Genomic DNA, 18,905 nt, shown 5'->3' with positions numbered 1-18,905 from the left:
GTTCATAAGATCCATAGCAATTTTGAATTTATTAGGGGTTTGCCCTTTTAAATCACGCTTGGCTTTTGTTTAGTTTTCAAGGAACATTTCTTCGTGTTGCTCTCAACAGCAACTTTTATATATTACCATGCTGTTTCGAATCTGTCAACACTTTTTTAAATCGATTATTTCCGTCGTTTTTCAGCGACAAAAATTATTATATCTCAACTAATCTACCAAGTCAAGATGTTTTTAGTTTGCCAGATTTTGTACTCGTAAAATCGCGGCAATAAATACAATAACATCTCACAAACTACTCGTCAACACTTTCTGAAAAAAATTTCATCATCTCTTAAAATGAACCTTTACCACTGTTTGTTAGATATTTCTTTGAATCTACCTAAATATCTTGTCAGATTGTTTCTCTGTTGACAATCAGACCGGACTTCTCCCTCTTTTCAAAAGAAGTTATTGCAAGAACTGTTAATTTGGCAAAACAAAGCTCCTTTAATTGTCTCATTTAAATAAGACATTACCATAATAATTAATCTATCTTCATCTATACTGACACGTCATAACGATCCTGTTGAATCGTTCCAACCACAAGGGTAAGATGAAAGCATTAAACGGGTAAAGGATGATAGAACTGATGAACAACCTAACGAAAATAAAAATAGAGAAACCAACGAGTGAGGTTTTTGAAGCGTTTGTGGATCCGTCAAAGATCGGAAACTTCTGGTTTTCATCCAGTTCAGAGCGATGGGAACAAGGAAAAACGATCACACTGATTTACGAAGAATACAACGCGCAACTGGATATTCATGTATTAAAAGTTGAGAAAGACAAAGAAATCATATTCCAATGGGGTCCAATCGATGAAAACTATATCGTGACGATTACTCTAAGTGAATTGGATCACACGACGAGCATTGTTACGGTTAATGAAGAAGGATCAAAGAAACGGACAATCATTTTGTGCAAAGACTGATCGATGACAAAGAAGGCTGGGTATTTATGCTGACCTGTTTAAAAGCGTATCTAGAGTCGGGAGTAACAGATTTGCGAACTGGTTTGGTAAAAGATTAAGGTATTTGTTCACCTATTTTTGTGAGTATCACATAATCATTAGTAGGATAAAAAGGCAAGGAAAACTGATTGAGCCAACAATGGCTCTTTTTTTATAAGGGTGACATGTGCTTCGCAGATGGCGATGTCCGAACGACAGTGTTTTCCATGTTCATGTCCTCATTTTAAATAAGCAACTCAAGTGCCAATTTGTGTATTAAAAAAGATCCTTCAAAAAACCTTTCGCAAAAAGCTTTTTTCCTTCGTCTTTTAAAACATAATACACACTGTAAAAAAGCTGTCACTTCAAATAAAGCATTAATTCATCAGATGATTAAATAATAAAGCATTTAATAGATAGAGAACCCAAACCTGGAGAAGCGCTTATTGCAGAAATAATTTCTGACCAGGAAAGAATCTGATGGTGTCCTGATGATTTAATTTCTTATATTTCCATACTGTAATACCATGTTCCGACAGTATCGCCCATAGGGAATTTGTTTGAGCGTCGTAAATGTGAGTAGATGTACCTGTAGTGCGATGTTCAACCGATCGAGAAGCATGAGTATTCTTATCGAGAACGGCCTTAATCATTAAAGTTTTCTGTACTAATGGTGTTGCACTTCGATTTTTTTGTTGAGCGTGCCCTGCGTTAAACCGCAGCACTTGTCCTGCCTTGATCAGGTCATCTGAAATTCCATTAAGTGCTCTAAGTTCAGATACGGATACATGAACACGCAGGCTGATTTCAGAAAGAGTATCACCTTGATTGACTATATAATTTGTTTTTTGGTTCACAAGTTTTGTGTTTTGAGAGGAATAGGAAGATTCAGATGGATCGCCTAGCGACATTTTTCTGTACTTTTCCATGGAATAAGTTGACGAGGAATCTGGCGTGGTCTTTGTCGTCTTTTCATAATTCTCTACACCGTCTGAAGCATTACTATCTATACGGCGTCCGGTTACAAATCTTGGTTCCCAGTAACTAGCTGAACCTCCACCGAAAATCTGTGTTTCACGAACACCAGTTTCCTCATTCTCGGAACTAATCATCCAGCCACCACCAACGTATATACCAACATGAGAAATCCTACTGCCTGAAGTATTGAAGAAAACCAAATCTCCTGGAAGCAAGTTGTTTTTGCTAACCGGAATGCCAAACCTTGCCTGCTCCACCGAGTTATGCGGTAAATCAACCCCAAATTTTGCAAACACCTTTTTTGTGAATCCCGAACAATCATTCTGTCCCCATTGATAACGCGTATGCAGTTGTTCCTTTGCAACATCAGCCGGACTTGCAGCCATAGCCACATGAGTATTCATCGTGCCTGATAAAATTACGCCACCGGCAAGTGCAATGGGTATCATTGGTTTCTTCATGAGAACTACCTCCTTGGTGTTGTGCCCCCTAATGAACATGTACTCCTCACTCGTGTAGAAACTCACCGCCCAATGGATGAATCTATATTTTAATGAAATGACATTCCCGGCCTACATATCACAATTAGAAAAAAATGTTTTTTGTTGTTAAACTTTCTAAATAAAGGACATATACGTTATATCAAGATCTCTTCAACTAGTGTAAGAACGAAATTCTGTCTTAGTCTTGTTTTTCCCTGTACCCAAAACTACAAATATTTATATAGTTACTCAGAGGATTAAAATAGCCGAAATAAATTTCTCAACCAAAAAAAACACTCCAATAATTAGCTTTTGATGGCCAACATTCGGAGTGCGCGATAAGATTTATGGTTATATTTTTATTGACCTTTCCCGGATAAAAACGATTGAGTCTTATCAATCTCAATTGGATAAAGTGCGGGCTGACCCAGAGCTTTTAGGTAAACGAGATTTAGCCGACTGCCATGATTTTTTTTATCATTTTTTAATTTCTCGTAAAATGCCGATGTACCAATCAAAGAAGAAACCAAAGGCAACCCCACCGCCTTCAATCGCTGGGTCAACATGTTTGTTGTTCCGCGCGGGGACAGTCTGTAATTTTCAAAAATCTGGGTTAATCGAACCATTCCGATGCTAATTGCCTCGCCATGAGCCAATTGTCCGTCCGCCAATAGTTCAATCGCGTGGCCGATCGTGTGGCCGAAGTTGAGAATCTGCCGGCGTCCATGTTCTTTTTCATCATCCATGACAACACCTGCTTTAAACGCAACACTTTTTTGAATCAAATCGTTGGCGTGCTCTAGTATCTCCTTTGGTCGGTTAATCTGTTCAATCACCTGCCAAAACGTGCCGCCTTCGAGTGCGGCCATCTTGACAATCTCCGCGTAACCTTCTGCTACATAACGTTGTGGCAGGGTATTTAGAGTATCTGGATCAATGAGCACTGCGTCCGGCTGATAAAAAGTACCCACCAAATTTTTGCCTGTACCTAAATTAATCGCTGTTTTGCCACCGACGCTGCTGTCCACTTGTGCTAGTAAAGACGTTGGCATTTGAATGAGCGCGAGCCCCCGCATAAATGTGGAAGCGACAAATCCTGCTAGATCGCCGACGACACCTCCGCCTAGCGCCAGCACACCATCTGAACGCGTAAAGTGATCTTCCGCTAGTTTCTCGAATAGTTGAACGGCTGTTTGCCAACTCTTTGAGGATTCTCCCGCGTCTACTTGATAAGCTGTGACTTGGAAACCTGCTGCTATGAGTTGTTTAATCACTTTCTGCTCATAAAGCGGTGCAACGTTGCGATCACTGATTACGGCAATTTTACGCGGTGTCCAAAGTTCAGCTACTAAAGTGCCTACACGGCTGATTAATCCGGACTCAATGTGTATGCGATAATGTTTCTCTGGTAAATCTACCGGAACGGTTTCCACGATCAGTCCTCCCAGGAATCCATTAACTGCTTAAGTGCAAAAACATGTTTGGTCATCGTTAAGTAGGTATCCGGTTTTAACGATTGTGCACCGTCAGAAAAAGCGTGTGCAGGGTCGTCGTGTATTTCAACAATCATGCCGCTTGCACCACTTGCCGTACCGGCGTAAGCCATTGGGGCTACAAGATCCCAAGCACCAACCGCGTGACTCGGATCTACAATAATTGGGTAATGGGTCAGCTTTTGTAGTACCGGAACGGCAGCCAAATCAAATGTATTGCGCGTGTATTTGTTATCAAATGTACGTATGCCACGCTCAATCAACATAATGTTGTGGTTGCCGCCACTGGCAATGTACTCAGCAGCGTTGAGCAGATCATCAATCGTGCCGGCCAGCCCTCGCTTCAGTGCTACCGGAATCTGTGTTTTGCCCACTGCTTTTAATAGCGAAAAGTTCTGCATGTTGCGTGCACCGATTTGGATGACATCCGTGTACTTAGCTGCCATTGGGACATGAGTTTCATCCATTATTTCAGTAATGACATCCATCCCTAGTTCATCGGCTGCTTCTCGCATAAAGCGCAAACCTTCTTCGCCTAGGCCTTGGAAAGAGTACGGTGTGGTGCGTGGTTTGAATGCCCCACCGCGTAAAAGCGTTGCGCCGCCTTCTCTGGCTACCATGGCCATACGCTTAATGTGCTCTTCAGATTCGACAGAACATGGGCCAGCCATCATCGTAAATGTATTGCCTCCGATTTCCGAATGGGGGAGTTTAATAATTGTATCTTCAGGGTGAAATAAGCGGCTGCCCAGTACATAGGTTGGCGTTTTCGTAATGACTTCATCAATCGCCGAAGATTCCTGGTCGGAAAAATCAAAGTGATCCAGATCAATAACAGCCATATGGTTATCAATCACCAGAACCTGCTTTGGTATTTGCGCAAACTTTGTTTTTAATTCTTCGAGTATTTGGTTATTGACTGGTTTTTTAAATTGAATAATCATTATGGAATTTCCTCACTTTTTATATAATTTGTTTATTTCCGTTGCGATACTTACTATCTTCCGGTATTTCAGGTGCGAATTGTTGCTCATAAGCAGCCACCAAACGTTCTACAGTGAACCCATAGGCCGGAAGAAGATCATCAGCTGCACCGCTTGCACCGAATATGTCCACGCCTAAGCTGACACCATCTAACCCGACATAGCGTTCCCAACCAAGTGTTGCACCCATCTCAATGGACATTCTCTTGCGCACCGCAGTCGGTAATACAGATTCGCGGTACGTATAGCTTTGCCGGTTAAATCGGTCAAAACTTGGCATAGATACGACGGATACATCATGACCCTTGCTGCGTAATACATGTTGTGCTTTCACGGCTAAGTGAACTTCAGAACCTGTTGCAATTAAAATGCCTTCTGGAACTGTTCCACTTTGCGGGGAAAGAACATAACCTCCGCGATTAACACCGTCCTGAGCTGATTTTACAGTATTCTGTAAAACAGTCAAATTCTGCCTTGTCAAGATTAACACGGTTGGACGATCTTGTGTTTGTAACGCAACCGTCCATGCAGCAACGGTTTCATTCGGATCTGCCGGTCTGATCACTGAAACATTAGGCATTGCCCGCAGGCTCATTAACTGTTCAATCGGTTGATGGGTTGGTCCATCTTCACCTACAGCTATTGAATCATGTGTGAAAACATAAATCACTGGAAGTTTCTGCATGGCCGCAAGACGAATGGCGGCACGCATGTAATCGGAAAAGACGAGAAATGTTCCGCCGAATACCCTGCTACCTCCATGTAGCATGATGCCGTTCATGGCTGCTCCTTCAGCAAATTCACGAACACCAAACGCAATGTTGCGGCCGGATCGGTTGCTCGGACTAAATAATCCTTCATCTTCAATACTCGTTTTATTCGAACTCGACAAATCTGCGGAACCGCCCCACAGGAACGGAACACGCCGAGCAAGTTTCTGGATCACAGAATGACTTGTCGAACGGCCGGCTTCGCTCATGCCTTCGTGATACTTTGGTAAATCGCTTTGCCAATGATCCGGTAATTGATTTTCCAAAGATTGTTTCAGCTGCTGCGCGAGCTTAGGTTGACGAGACGCTAATTTCGTAAAGCTGCGGCACCAATTTTCTTCCGCTAATGCACCACGGTGAGCAAGCGTTTCTTCGAAACGATCATAAACTTCATGGGGAACAGTAAATTCCGGAAAGGTCCAATTTAAATGATTCCTCAGTTCTGCCATCCCTGATACACCAATCGGAGTTCCATGAACCTTACTTGTGCCCTGATCTGGGGCGCCAAAACCAATCACCGTTTTAACTTCAATAAGAGTCGGCTTATTTTCTTGTTGTTTTGCTTCAGTTATCGCTGCATCGATCGCATCGAGATCATTGCCATCCGCAACACATTCATAATGCCAGCCATAACCTTTAAATCGGCTGCCTACATCATCTGAGAATGCCATAGAGGCTGGTCCATCCAATGATACAGCATTAGAATCATACAGGACTATTAATTTGTTCAAGTTCAGATGCCCCGCCAAACTCGCTGCCTCATGGGAAATGCCTTCCATCAAGTCGCCATCACCACATAACACATAGGTATAGTGGCTGACTACTTCGGTCTGCTCCTGATTATATTTTGAACCTAAGTGACCCTCAGCCATAGCCATGCCAACAGCCATGCCTAACCCTTGACCCAGTGGTCCGGTTGACGCATCGACACCACTGACTACGCCCCATTCCGGATGTCCCGGTGTTTTACTGTGCAAACGGCGAAATTGTTTTAAATCGTCAATCGACACAGGATATCCTGCCAAATGCAGTAAACTGTATAACATAGCTGAGCCGTGACCTGCCGATAAAACAAATCGATCACGGTTAAACCACTCTGGATCCTTAGGATTGATGCATAAATGGTTGCGCCATAAAACATAAGCCATCGGACCCGCACCAAGCGGCAATCCTGGATGCCCAGACCCGGCGCATTCAATACTTTCACAGCTCAGCATCCGAATTGCATTCACACTTAACTGATCGATTTCGTCAAACTTCATGATGCCCACGCCCCTTTCTCTGGTTACCTGCATTCCCTTTTACCACATGGTTACCGCCATGCTATGGGCACGAAAAAAGAGTCCCACGGTTGTCAGTAAACCGCGGGACTCTTAGAGAAACTAACCTCACAAAAATTGAGGATATAAAAAAGCCACACAGTTTATTGACAATTTTTCATTGCAACATCTATGTGGCTTCGTTTTTAATGGATATGCAAAACGACTTTGGCCAGTATAGATGCAAACAGGTTAGTGTTTGCATCTACACTGTCTGTAGCTGCAAACACTACCTAAACCAACCAAAGTAATAATATCGATTCACTTGTGAATGGAAACATTGTTTTGCAAGTACCATTTTAATAACTCCTATAATTAAGGTAAAACTAGTGTATTCATTAATCATAAAATTGTCAACCTTTTTCAAAAGGTTTAATGCGTAAAAGGATAAAAGTCTTCTTTCAAAACGCTTAAGACGTAAGGATTAAGAGCCACTTTCATAAAATATCGGAAATATTTTTGGAAGGACGATTTTATGAATCTTACTAATTATCGTTACAAATACTGATTCTGCAACTTGATTTTATGAAATGATCTTTTTTGAACGTTTTACAATCAATCTGTTTTTGCTCCGCGTTATCTTCTGTCTTTCACTTAATTTGAATACCAAAACCCCACTCATAATAACCAGTACACCAATGAATTGCTTAAGTGTAAATGGAACTTCAACCAGACCGAACCAGCCTAATGAATCCCATAATAAGGCAAAGCCAAGCTGCGAGGTCATCACAAGTAAAATTGCAAAAGTCGGGCCAAGCAGTTTGATTCCATTCATGAGACAAACGACCACACCTACACCAATAAGTCCACTGAACCAACACCAGATTTGCATATTGTGAATGATGAAGAGATTTCTCCCGTCGTTAATCAGGCCGAGCGTCAGTGATGCGAGAAATCCCAAGCCTAAAACAAGGGTTGTCGTCACCCACGATCCTGCATGTTCATTGACCTTGCTGTTAAATATATTTTGCAAACCAACCAGCGACCCTGCGATAAAAGCAAAGAATAGTCCGGCAATCATTCTTTATCCCTCTTTTTATAACGTTGTTCATTCATAGATATTATCAATAGCCAACTTGCTTAATCGTTCTCTATCCTTCACATGGATGAAGCCATTTTTCCGCTCAATCAGTCCTTCTGTGCAGAGCTTCCGGATCACCCGATTCAGGTGCCGATAACTCGTTCCAATTAAATTCGCAGCGTCTTTTAAATGGGTAGTGCTGAGCTGGCCTTTAAATTGCGTGTTGGATTCATCGAACGAAACAGACAGCAAATAACTGGCGAGACGTACATCGACCGGGTACATCAAATTAAAACTCAGTGAATTGGATTTAATGCAAAACTTGTATGTAATAATTTTCAACAAAAAGTTCAGAAGAGGTGAATGATCGCTCCCGTATTTCTTCAACCAGCGATAGTGAACGCCAATCATAAGAACCGGAGATACAGCTTCAACCGTATTAATCAGGTCGTTGCCTTGCACGTATTCAATATCCCCAACCACTTCAAGCGGCGTTTTAAAAGAGAGAATCAGTGTTTTTCCTTCGGCAGAAGTGGTATAGATTTTCAATTTTCCCTGAACAAGGACGTATAAGTATTGCGAAGGCTCGCCTTGTGAACAAACCAGCTCGCCCTGATCGAAACTATACAAGGACAGATAGGGCATAAGTTCATCATTAAATATCGATTCGATTTGATGCTGATGCAAATATGTGTTTATAGGCTCTTTTTCTGTTATTTCTTTCATTTTCTTGTCTCTCCTCAGGTAACCAAGTTGTCAAAACCTTAAAATCACGACACCCGCAATCATCAAACCGATGCCGATACACTGGGAAAGACTCATTTTTTGCTTCAAGACACCGAACCATCCCTTGATATCAATAATAAAGGTCAGACAAAGCTGAGCAATCAAGACAATAGAGATAGCAAGCGTCGCACCAATATGATGAATTGCGGTAATATTGCTGAAGATAATGAATGCGCCTAAAGCGCCTCCACTTAAGTATAATGGATTGACTTGTTTTAGCTTTGTCCAGTTTCGATCCCGAACAAAAATCAGGATCAGTAATGCCGCTATAAATCCGGTGAATTGGGTGACGGTGGCAGTTTGCCAAGTGCCAATATCCTGGCTAATCCGAGAATTAGCAACACCCTGCAATGTAATCAATGCGCCGCCAAGCAATGCGAATAGGCTCCCTTTCATCATTTCTCTCCTTAAAACGTTCTCACCTTTATTAAAAGATAAAACCTAGTCCTTTGGAAAGGACATATGTCCTCAGCTCAAACCGTTTTTCTCCGTTACCTGCGGTGATTTACCTGTTGAATAATTAATAAATCTGTTTAGATCTCACTTTTTAATTTCCAATTTTCTTCATAAATTTTCTTAATTGACGCATTCTACAACTAAATGGCAAGTTGCAAGGAAAACCAGTTAACAAAGAGTTTTTCATCTACATTTATTAAGGAGCGATGTTATGGTTTACACGTCCGTTGAAGATCCGACAAAAGAATACACATCCGGCACTTATCCGAAACAAGAACAACCTGCTCCGGGGTTGCAGAAAAGAATGACCCCTGTTCCGGACTGCGGCGAAAAAACGTATAAGGGATCCGGAAAACTGCTAGGCAGAAAAGCACTTGTTACCGGCGGCGATTCCGGCATTGCGCGTGCGGCCGCAATTGCCTATGCACGCGAAGGCGCCGATGTAGCAATCAATTATTTACCTTATGAACAGTCTGACGCGGAAGATGTAAAAGCCTTAATCGAAGAAGCAGGGCGAAAAGCACTCCTGATTCCTGGCGATTTAACCGATGAAGGTTTCTGTAAGGAAATGGTGGATAGGGCCAATCAAGAACTTGGCGGGCTGGATATCTTGGCCTTGGTTGCCGGCATGCAGCAAGCCTATAAAAGCATTGCCGAGCTGCCGACAAATGTTTTGCGCAAGACTTTTGAAACGAATGTTTTTTCGTTATACTGGACGGTCAAAGCGGCATTGCCTCATTTACCAAAGGGTGCTTCGATTATCACAACATCGTCTGTCCAAGCCTTCAGTCCGAGCCCAGAACTGCTTTCGTATTCACCAACAAAAAGTGCGATTTCTGCATTTACAAAAGGCCTGGCTAAGGAACTAGCACCAAAAGGAATTCGGGTAAACTCAGTTGCACCGGGACCAATCTGGACACCCCTGCAAGTCTGCGGTGGACAAATCAAGTCAGATATTTCTAAGTTCGGACAAAATACGCCATTCAAACGCGCCGGCCAACCGGCAGAACTTGCCGGTGTTTATGTATACCTTGCGTCAAATGATTCGAGCTATGTCACCGGCCAGATTTACGGCGTTACCGGCGGTTTGCCGACTGCTTAATCACTGGGTAACACGATTGGATAATAAAGAATCAGTCTTCCCAATGCATTCCTATTTGGGAAGCTGATTCTTTTTCTTGAGCATGCTTTTCAGTAATCAAACACGTTTACACATTTTGAAGCGCTCTCTTGAAAAAAAGCAAAGCATAAAAGAGATAAGGACAGCTACAAAAAATGATCCAAGCAGCCAGATGAACCAAAACGTGAACACATACAACAACGTAAACATAATTAAGACAAGAATTAGAATGATCGCTATGATCACATCTTTCTTAAGAACGCTCTTCCCTTTATACGCATAATCTTCCAGCATATCTTTTGTGATATAGATTTCTTTTAAAAGTGGCATATAGTACATTTTATAGAGCGCACGCCCGATGAAGTAGCTCACAATTAGTTCAAAAACCAAAATTAATATCATGAGCAACGGCTGTTTAATTGCGAGATGTGCTGTATTCAATTCTCGTAACACTACTAAAGTCAAGAAAAAAGAAATCCAATAAAACGTTTGGTTTACTTTTCGATGATAAGCCTTGTAGATTCTTCCGGACTTTTGATCTAAGAAAAGAGTATAGCCCTGATCCTCATTTCGATCATTTCGATAGATCATGATCAATCGATGAAACATCTTTTCACTTCCTGTTACAATCAAGTCCTGCTGATAGAGAAGCAAAGATAATTATCTTAAAACATTATAAAAAAGTGTCAAAATTATGAACACGGTCATTCTACCTAAAAATCCCGCATTCAATTATTCTTCGTCTTTTTCTGACAAAAACATCCCCGACTAAATACTCAGTTCATAAAATGGTACCTTGCGTTCATCTTAAAAGAAAAAAACCTTTTATTTCTGCATTCCATTCATCAATGCAGTGGTAAAAGGTTTTTGAATACCTTCGTCTCTGTTTTGTATATCTGTATTAGCCTAAATTCTCTATTCGTACCCCCATACCTCACGAAGAGAGGCAACCGGCATGTATACCGTTCTCTATATGTTGTGTCTCATTTCATCTTTCTGATCAAGAATGAATCGCCATCGACAATCGCTCACCATGCCGTTCAACGACGACGTTTCCGCCGTAGAAATTAGTCATATTTTTTGGGCTCATCAGGTCTTCAGTACGACCAGATTGATAGACTTTGCCTGCTTTCAGCAAAAGGGTGTGCTCAAAGCACGGCAGAAGTTCGCCGACATGATGGGTTACAAAGATCATGGTTGGAGAATCTGATTGGGAAGCCAGTTTCTGAACGATAGTCAGAAGCCGCTCTCGCGCGAAAATGTCGAGCCCATTGCATGGTTCATCTAAAATGAGCAATTCTGGTGAAGCCATCAGCGCCCGCGCAATAAGTACGCGCTGCTTCTCCCCTTGTGAAAGAGTCCCAAATGGTCGGTCGGCAAAGGGATGACAATCGAGTAAATCAAGCAACGCTTTGGCCTGGTGGTGATCATCATTTGTGATTGAGTCATATAACCCAATGGATGCAAACTTCCCGCTGAGGACAATTGATTCCGGTTTTTCGACCGGTCTTAATTGCTCCGCCAAGGCAGAGCTGACCCAACCGATCCTCTTTCTCAATTCACGAAGATCTGTTTGTCCAAATGACTGATCGAGAACCGACAGCGTTCCGCTTGAGGGCCAAATATACCCGTTGATCATCTTCAGCAATGTCGTTTTCCCTGAGCCATTCAAGCCGACAAGTGACCAATGCTCGCCTTTTCTCACTTGCCACGTGACATCTTTGAGTACAACTTTATTTTCACGTCGCCAGCTGATCTGATCGGCATTGATGATCATTTGTTTAAGCCCCCTAATTGTGCGGTTTTATTCTGATAATTAAGCCTATGTCAAATTCTATAATACGGCGTCATTAGAAAGAGCCATCTGTTTCAGCACTGGAAGCTGCTCCGAATCTGTATTTCCTCCACTGATGATCAGGCCGGCATGCTTGCCCCGAACCGGAACCCGGCCGGAGAGCACTGCTGCCAAAGCCGCCGCTCCTGCTCCTTCCACGAGTAGTTTGCTCCGTTCAAGCATTAAGATCATTGCTTGAGCGATCTCTTGATCAGAAACGGTAACGACATCATCTAGATATTGGTCAATAATCGGAAACGTTTTTTGACCGGGTTTTTTAACGAGAATACCTTCTGCAATTCCTGAGATATGCTCTGGTATTGAATCCTCTCTTTGATGATAGCGATTATACACAGCTGGAGCACATTCGGACTGCACACCGATGACACGAATATCTCGATTTATATTTTTAAGATATGTGGCTACACCTGCTGCAAGACCGCCGCCGCCAATTGGCACAAAAACAGTCTGTAATTCGGGGCATTGCTTCAGCATTTCAACAGCAACGGTGCCTTGTCCGGCCATCACCTGATAGTCATCAAATGCGTGGATAAAGGTTGCACCGGTTTTCTGTTGATCCATCAAAGCGGCCTCGAAAGACTCTTGATAAGATTCTCCAGTTAGAACGACTTGTGCCCCGTAATCAGAGGTTGCTTGTACTTTAGCTTTCGGTGTGTTTTCAGGCATAAAGATTTTGGCTTTTATCTTTTGCTCCGCGGCGGAAAAGGCAACACCCTGGGCATGATTTCCCGCTGAAGCTGTCACAATTCCCTGTGCCGCCTGCTGCAAACTCAAGTGAGAAATCTTATTATAAGACCCCCGCAATTTAAATGAGCCTGTCCGCTGCAAATTCTCAAGCTTAAAGTGCAGATGTGATCCAGTCAAAGCATTAAACGTTGCCGATTCAGTCATAGGTGTCTGATGCACCACAGGCGCTAGACAGCGCATAGCTTCCAGTACGTCAGCTAATTGTAAGCAATCCCCAATGTTCCTCACACTCCTAGATATCTTCTTACGGATAATGAATTAATCGTCGAATGATGACATATTCGATCGAATTTAGTAATATATAGAGTGTTCAAAAAGTCTGAGAAAAGTCAGGCAGGAACTTCTGCTGATAAGAAGAGGATCTGCCTGACCTTGTTCCTTTTATCCTTTTTGAGCAAACACTAATTGTTGTTTTGTAGTTCACTGAGCTACATTTGCTGTGATGTCTTCGCTGTCTTGCTTCCCGGCTTTGACAAAAGGCATCAGCTTACGCAGTTCTCTTCCGACCTGTTCGAGTTGAGAATTGCTTTCTTTTTCCATCAGTGCATTGAACATCGGTCTGCCTACTTTATTTTCAAGCAGCCAACCCTTAGCGAATTCACCGGATTGGATTTTTTTCAGCACATTTTTCATGCGGACTTTTGTATCTTCATTGATGACGTATGGACCTTCTGTGAAATCGCCCCATTTTGATGTGTCAGAACATGAATAGCGCATACCTGTCAGTCCGTTTTCATACATCAGATCAGTGAGCATCTTCATTTCATGGAACGTTTCAAAATAGGCATTTTCCGGTTGGTAGCCTGCTTCTACCAGTGTTTCAAATCCAGCCTGGATCAGATGAGTCAGTCCACCCATCAGAACAGCTTGTTCGCCGAACAGGTCGGTTTCCGTCTCTTCCTTAAACGTCGTTACCAGAACACCGCCGCGGGCTGCTCCAAGACCTTTTGCCCATGCAAAGGCAAGTTTTTCACTGTCGCCGGTTGCATTCTGCTGTACGGCAACAAAAGCCGGGACGCCGCCGCCTTCGAGATAAGTACGCCTGCAGAAGTGGCCTGGACCTTTCGGTGCAACCATGAAGACGTCAACAAAATCCGGCGGAACGATCTGTTTGAAATGGATGTTGAAGCCGTGTGAAAAAGCAACCGCATTGCCTGGTTCCAGTCCTTGTTCAATTTCTTTGTAATAAACCTCCGGCTGTCTTTCATCTGGTAGTAAAATCATAACGATATCTGCTTCTGCAGCGGCTTCTTTGACGGACTTAACATCAAAACCGTCACGAACTGCTTTGTCCCATGACCTGCCTGGCCTTACACCGATTGCTACTGAAAATCCGCTGTCGCGTAAATTCTGAGCCTGAGAATGTCCTTGTGAACCATAGCCGATAACAGCTATTTTCTTGTTGCGAAGTACGCTGTCGTCAATATCCTTGTCATAAAAAATTGTTGCTGTCATTTCGTCTATCCCCTTTAACTATTTTTTTCGTAATCTCTCAATCTTCTAAACACCTAACTAATGCTTAGGTCATATCCGCCACAGAAATAACATCAACCAATCGGTCTAATTGATTAACATAACGTGCTGTTTGGCGTTCGTTTTCAACATCTACCAGCATACTGATTCTCGATATGTTTTCTTGTGTGTTGGATCGTTGCATATGCAGTGATTCAATTCGAATCGCGCTTTTGGCCATTAGTGCGGTCATACGTATCAACACATTCGATCCGCTGGAAACCGTGGCGACAATCGTTCGTAACATCCTCCCTCACACTCCTGTCATTTCTTTTAACCCTTTTCCCGGAGGAACCATTGGAAGAACGTTTTCCAACTGTTTCACACGGCAGTCAATCAGCATAGGCTCACCATTTTCCATTGCAGATTCAAGAACTGTGTCGAGTTCATTTGCCTTCTCGACAAGATGGGCAGATATACCATAGCTTTCAGCTAGTCTGACAAAGTCCGGTTGAACTGGTGGAAGGGAGTGGGAATATCTTTTCCCGTAGAACGCTTCCTGCCATTGACGTACCATACCCAAAGCTCCATTGTTTAAGATCATTATCTTGATCGGCAAATTTAACTCTCGAACGACAGCGAGTTCTTGCAGAGTCATTTGAAAACCGCCATCTCCTACGATTGCCACGACTCTTTTCTTCTGCTCAGCAATCTGTGCGCCAATCGCGGCAGGAAATCCAAAACCCATGGTGCCAAGCCCTCCAGAGCTGACCCAACGATTCGGACGCTCAAAATGATAATATTGAGCGGTCCACATTTGATGCTGCCCGACATCAGTTGTAATAATTGCATCCGATCCGGCAAAATGGCAAACGCGCTCGATTACAAATTGCGGCAGAAGCGATTGATTCTCAAGTGAACATTCATAATGGAGCGGATGCTTTTCCGCATAGCCATTTAATGTGTTCAGCCACTCGAGAGTATTTGGATTAGCGTCCATTACTTTTTCTAGCTGAGCAAGAACTGATTGGGCATCACCAACGACCGGATAATCCGCTTGAACGTTTTTGCCAATCTCTGAAGGATCAATATCCACGTGGGCAACCTTTGCTTCCGGTGCAAACTTGGCAAGATTACCTGTCAGCCGATCATCGAAACGTGCCCCAATATTAATTAACAAATCGCATTCTGATAATGCCATGTTGGCCGCATAGGTGCCATGCATTCCGCCCATTCCAAGAAAAAGCGGATCGGAAGCAGGAAAGCTGCCAAGTCCCAGTAATGTGCACACTACAGGAATGTGATGGATTTGGGCAAAAGAACGAAGCTGATCACTAGCATTCGCATGAAGGACTCCTGCTCCGGCCAATAAAACCGGTCGTTTTGCGTTTTTGATCGCTTCTGCAAAACGGTGAATATCTCCCTCATTCACCTGTGTAGGCACCCGATATCCGGGCAGGTTAATCTCAGAATGATGCGGCTCATTAACCAACTGTGCAGCACATATATCTTTCGGCAAGTCAACAAGCACTGGTCCTGGCCGCCCAGTTGTAGCAATGTAAAACGCCTCTCTCACCGTTCGTGATAAATCACGGACATGTCTGACCTGAAAATTATGCTTGGTGGCTGATGCCGTTATGCCAATAATATCTGCTTCCTGAAAGGCATCTGAGTTAATCACTGCTCTTGTAACTTGTCCGGTAAAAACGACTAGGGGTAGCGAGTCTATGAACGCGTCCATCAATCCCGTGACAATATTGGTTGCCCCTGGTCCGCTTGTCACAATGACAACCCCCGGTTTCCCGGACACTCGCGCATAACCTTCCGCAGCATGTATTGCACCTTGTTCATGGCGGGTCAAGACATGGTTGACCTTTTGCCTGTAAAGCGCGTCATAGATTGGCAATACCGCACCACCCGGATAACCGAAAATCACTTCGGTTCCCTCCTGGAGTATGGATTGAATAAGAACATCAGCACCGGTCACAAGATTCATCTTTAGTTCATGCTCAGTTTTTGCCGTCACGGTCACTTTTTTTCCTCCCTTCTTTGGAACCAGAGAGTGGCTATGCCTTTCTGCTCTCTAGTGAACACTATTTTTTCTGCTCTCCCTACTTGAATCCCAATCCTCACCGGAGCGAATGGATGAGAATGAGAATTTGTGGGGATTGCCAAACATATTAATCCTCGAAAAAAATTCAGTCAACCCCCATTTTCAGATTTTTTCCAATCATTTCACTTGGCACTTATTGAAGAAACTCGACCATTTTTTTATAAAAAAAATTAAATTTTGTTCCGAAAGACGAACAAAACAGCCTCATTGCAACATCTCCGATGATATTTTTGTAATCGTCTTAATTATCGATTAGGAAACGAATTGATCTAAAAGAAAAATTGCTCTACGTGTTGACATCCAATTTGACGCGTGATATATTTGACCATACCAAATTTTCAACCGATTCATACAAGGAGATCATATTATGTCTACTCCATTCAAAGTCCGCGTCTTGATTATTAGCTAGGGCCCTGGCAACCGTTAAAATTAAACGATTGTCTGGGTCCTCATTCGCGTTGGATGGGAGTCAGACAAAAAGCTCCCATTTTAAAAAATGGGAGCTTTTTCTATGGATCTGTAAAAAAGAAAGGATGAGTAACGGTGAAAAGTAGCGAATTAAAAACAGACGTTAATCAAGTTTCTTTTGAAAATTCAAAAAGCAATGGTTCAGAAGACAACGCAAGAACGAACTCGATAACGTACACGTTTCTTATGCCATTGCTTCATCCGTTAATGGCTCTAGAGCTGTTACTTTTTCTTGTCCCGTTCTTCAGCCGTGTAATGCTGATGGTCTGCGCACACGTACTTAGATTCACTATTTTAAGTGGTGAATATACTTATTCAAATCGCTTTGCCGACACCCAAATGCTCAAGCAGCACATCTACCTCCGGATCCGGCTGCGCTTTCTGCATGTCTCGTACTGCATCCATAAAACTTTGGTGCGAATGTCCGGTATGATCAATGGTCGTCTCGGCATGCAGCAGCGAGCTCAGTACGGACTCTTTAACAACGGAAACCGTGGCACGGAACAAGCGGTCAATCTGATTTTCACTAATCGTAGTTTTTGTACTTAGTTGACGATCGGAATAATGAGCGATCCGATTGGCGGTAGAAAAGGCGAGTGCGATCTCACCACTGCCATTTCCGATAAAAGCGCCTGTACGTGTGATGCCAACACTCGCTCGTTTGCAGATCCTAGTTAGCTGACGATGATCCAAAGGCAGGTCAGTTGCGATGATCACAATGATGCTTCCTTTTTCGCTTGCCTTCTCACTTTGTGCGAATGTGGCTAGCTTGGAGCCGATACGACATCCGTAAAACTCCAAATCGGGCAACGAACCGAAGTTCGAAAGGACTAACGCTCCTAACATGAACGTTTTGTCATCGACAACAATCTGCCGTGATGCTGAACCGACACCACCTTTTAACTGATAGCAGCACATACCGGTTCCAGCACCAACCGCACCTTCTGCAAAATTTGTTTTCGTGCCAGTCAGTGCTCGCTGCACATGGTCTTCAGTTATCGCCATTGCGCGGATATCATTTATTCTCCCGTCGTTGCATTCCATGACCACCGGATTAACCGTTCCGGTTGTGTCGCCAATGTCTTTATTCTGGTTGAGCATATACTTAACCAGCGCATTGAACCCAGTGCCGACGCCAAATGTATTAGTAAGCACGATTGGCGTCTCCAATGAACCGAGTTCATTGATCTGGATCAAACCGGTACTTTTGCCAAAGCCATTAATGACATGTGCGGCAGCTGGAAGCTTATGAAGAAACAAGTTATCCTGCTGAGGCAAAATAGCTGTGACACCGGTCTTCAAAGTCTCGGTCCGGATCGTACAGTGACCGACAGTCACACCAGGCACATCTGTGATCAGATTGTTTGTTCCACTTGGCATGTCACAGATGTCATCATAAAGTGGCTTGATTAATCCCATGGCTGTTACCTTCCTTTATATAAATTTTTACAAATCCAGCTGTATCTATAAATTAAACTTAAACATTGTTCTGATTATATCAATATTAACTCAGATAGACGTAAATTTTTATCCATTCTATCAATTAAAAGTCCTCATCCTCACAGGATATTTCATTTAGAAAAACTTGAATTTCATATTTATTTTTTACAAAGATAATGTTAGTTCAATTCAAAACTTTGTTAAGTAATAGACTCTGTCTTTTGTTTCCCTGAATAATTCGGATGGGTTGTTTGGAGCAAATATTTAAATGAGGAAGTGGAGTCTAGTTTAAGGAAATGTTTGCAGTCTTGGCCTGTGATTTTCGGGCCTAAGATAAGACGGCAATCACGTAAAACGCTGATATAGACTTTAGGATCTGTATGAAAACACGTTGGACATTTCCAATTTCGGTGTAGTCAAGTCATTGGAGTATGAGT

16 protein-coding genes are annotated in these 18,905 nt (G+C 42.9%); 2 read left to right on the top strand and 14 right to left on the bottom strand.

Annotated features, from left to right (window positions below; genetic code table 11):
- The first annotated feature begins 628 nt into the window (after nt 1-628).
- Complete coding sequence (locus P343_RS29495) at nt 629-967, top strand: SRPBCC domain-containing protein (protein ID WP_317134707.1); 339 nt, start codon at nt 629-631, stop codon at nt 965-967.
- Nucleotides 968-1,428: 461 nt separating this feature from the next.
- Here P343_RS29495 and P343_RS29490 read toward each other — a convergent pair whose 3' ends face one another.
- The 7 genes from P343_RS29490 to P343_RS29460 form a co-directional block, all read right to left on the bottom strand.
- Nucleotides 1,429-2,424, bottom strand: a complete 996-nt coding sequence (locus P343_RS29490) for a C40 family peptidase (protein ID WP_023510449.1) — start codon at nt 2,422-2,424, stop codon at nt 1,429-1,431.
- Between the two features lie 380 nt (nt 2,425-2,804).
- A complete protein-coding gene (gene aroB / locus P343_RS29485; protein WP_023510448.1) occupies nt 2,805-3,878 on the bottom strand; it encodes a 3-dehydroquinate synthase in 1,074 nt (357 codons plus the stop codon).
- Nucleotides 3,879-3,880: 2 nt separating this feature from the next.
- Nucleotides 3,881-4,882 carry a 3-deoxy-7-phosphoheptulonate synthase gene (gene aroF / locus P343_RS29480; RefSeq protein WP_023510447.1) on the bottom strand — a complete coding sequence of 334 codons (1,002 nt, stop codon included), beginning with the start codon at nt 4,880-4,882 and terminating at the stop codon, nt 3,881-3,883.
- 19 nt (nt 4,883-4,901) lie between these two features.
- On the bottom strand, nt 4,902-6,953 hold the full coding sequence (gene tkt / locus P343_RS29475) for a transketolase (RefSeq protein ID WP_023510446.1): 2,052 nt from the start codon (nt 6,951-6,953) through the stop codon (nt 4,902-4,904).
- A 580-nt stretch (nt 6,954-7,533) separates the two neighbouring features.
- Complete coding sequence (locus tag P343_RS29470; protein WP_023510445.1) at nt 7,534-8,031, bottom strand: DMT family transporter; 498 nt, start codon at nt 8,029-8,031, stop codon at nt 7,534-7,536.
- Nucleotides 8,032-8,058: 27 nt separating this feature from the next.
- Complete coding sequence (locus P343_RS29465) at nt 8,059-8,757, bottom strand: Crp/Fnr family transcriptional regulator (protein ID WP_023510444.1); 699 nt, start codon at nt 8,755-8,757, stop codon at nt 8,059-8,061.
- A 30-nt stretch (nt 8,758-8,787) separates the two neighbouring features.
- Complete coding sequence (locus P343_RS29460) at nt 8,788-9,213, bottom strand: DMT family transporter (protein WP_023510443.1); 426 nt, start codon at nt 9,211-9,213, stop codon at nt 8,788-8,790.
- A gap of 271 nt (nt 9,214-9,484) precedes the next feature.
- On the opposite strand from P343_RS29460, the gene P343_RS29455 reads away from it, so the two are divergent.
- The gene (locus P343_RS29455; RefSeq protein WP_023510442.1) at nt 9,485-10,375 is read left to right on the top strand and encodes an SDR family oxidoreductase; all 891 of its coding nucleotides are present in this window, start codon (nt 9,485-9,487) and stop codon (nt 10,373-10,375) included.
- A gap of 96 nt (nt 10,376-10,471) precedes the next feature.
- Here the strand turns inward: P343_RS29455 and P343_RS29450 are convergent, their stop codons facing one another.
- From P343_RS29450 to P343_RS29420, 7 genes are all read right to left on the bottom strand, one after another.
- Entirely contained in the window at nt 10,472-11,002 is a 531-nt protein-coding gene (locus P343_RS29450) for a hypothetical protein (RefSeq protein WP_152525286.1), read from the bottom strand.
- Nucleotides 11,003-11,393: 391 nt separating this feature from the next.
- Entirely contained in the window at nt 11,394-12,170 is a 777-nt protein-coding gene (locus P343_RS29445; RefSeq protein WP_023510440.1) for an ABC transporter ATP-binding protein, read from the bottom strand.
- Nucleotides 12,171-12,227: 57 nt separating this feature from the next.
- A complete protein-coding gene (gene ilvA, locus P343_RS29440) occupies nt 12,228-13,175 on the bottom strand; it encodes a threonine ammonia-lyase (RefSeq protein ID WP_023510439.1) in 948 nt (315 codons plus the stop codon).
- A gap of 240 nt (nt 13,176-13,415) precedes the next feature.
- Nucleotides 13,416-14,450, bottom strand: a complete 1,035-nt coding sequence (gene ilvC / locus P343_RS29435; RefSeq protein ID WP_023510438.1) for a ketol-acid reductoisomerase — start codon at nt 14,448-14,450, stop codon at nt 13,416-13,418.
- Nucleotides 14,451-14,514: 64 nt separating this feature from the next.
- The gene (locus P343_RS29430; protein ID WP_023510437.1) at nt 14,515-14,754 is read right to left on the bottom strand and encodes an ACT domain-containing protein; all 240 of its coding nucleotides are present in this window, start codon (nt 14,752-14,754) and stop codon (nt 14,515-14,517) included.
- Between the two features lie 6 nt (nt 14,755-14,760).
- Nucleotides 14,761-16,479, bottom strand: coding sequence for a biosynthetic-type acetolactate synthase large subunit (gene ilvB / locus P343_RS29425; protein ID WP_023510436.1), 1,719 nt, complete (start codon nt 16,477-16,479; stop codon nt 14,761-14,763).
- 864 nt (nt 16,480-17,343) lie between these two features.
- Complete coding sequence (locus P343_RS29420) at nt 17,344-18,447, bottom strand: DmpA family aminopeptidase (RefSeq protein WP_023510434.1); 1,104 nt, start codon at nt 18,445-18,447, stop codon at nt 17,344-17,346.
- Nucleotides 18,448-18,905: the final 458 nt, after the last annotated feature.

The sequence above is a fragment of the Sporolactobacillus laevolacticus DSM 442 genome, assembly GCF_000497245.1.
GTDB classification, from domain to species: Bacteria; Bacillota; Bacilli; order Bacillales; family Sporolactobacillaceae; genus Sporolactobacillus; species Sporolactobacillus laevolacticus.
The sequence above is the reverse complement of the archived record's forward strand: the minus strand, read 5'-3'. Positions and strand labels throughout refer to the sequence as shown.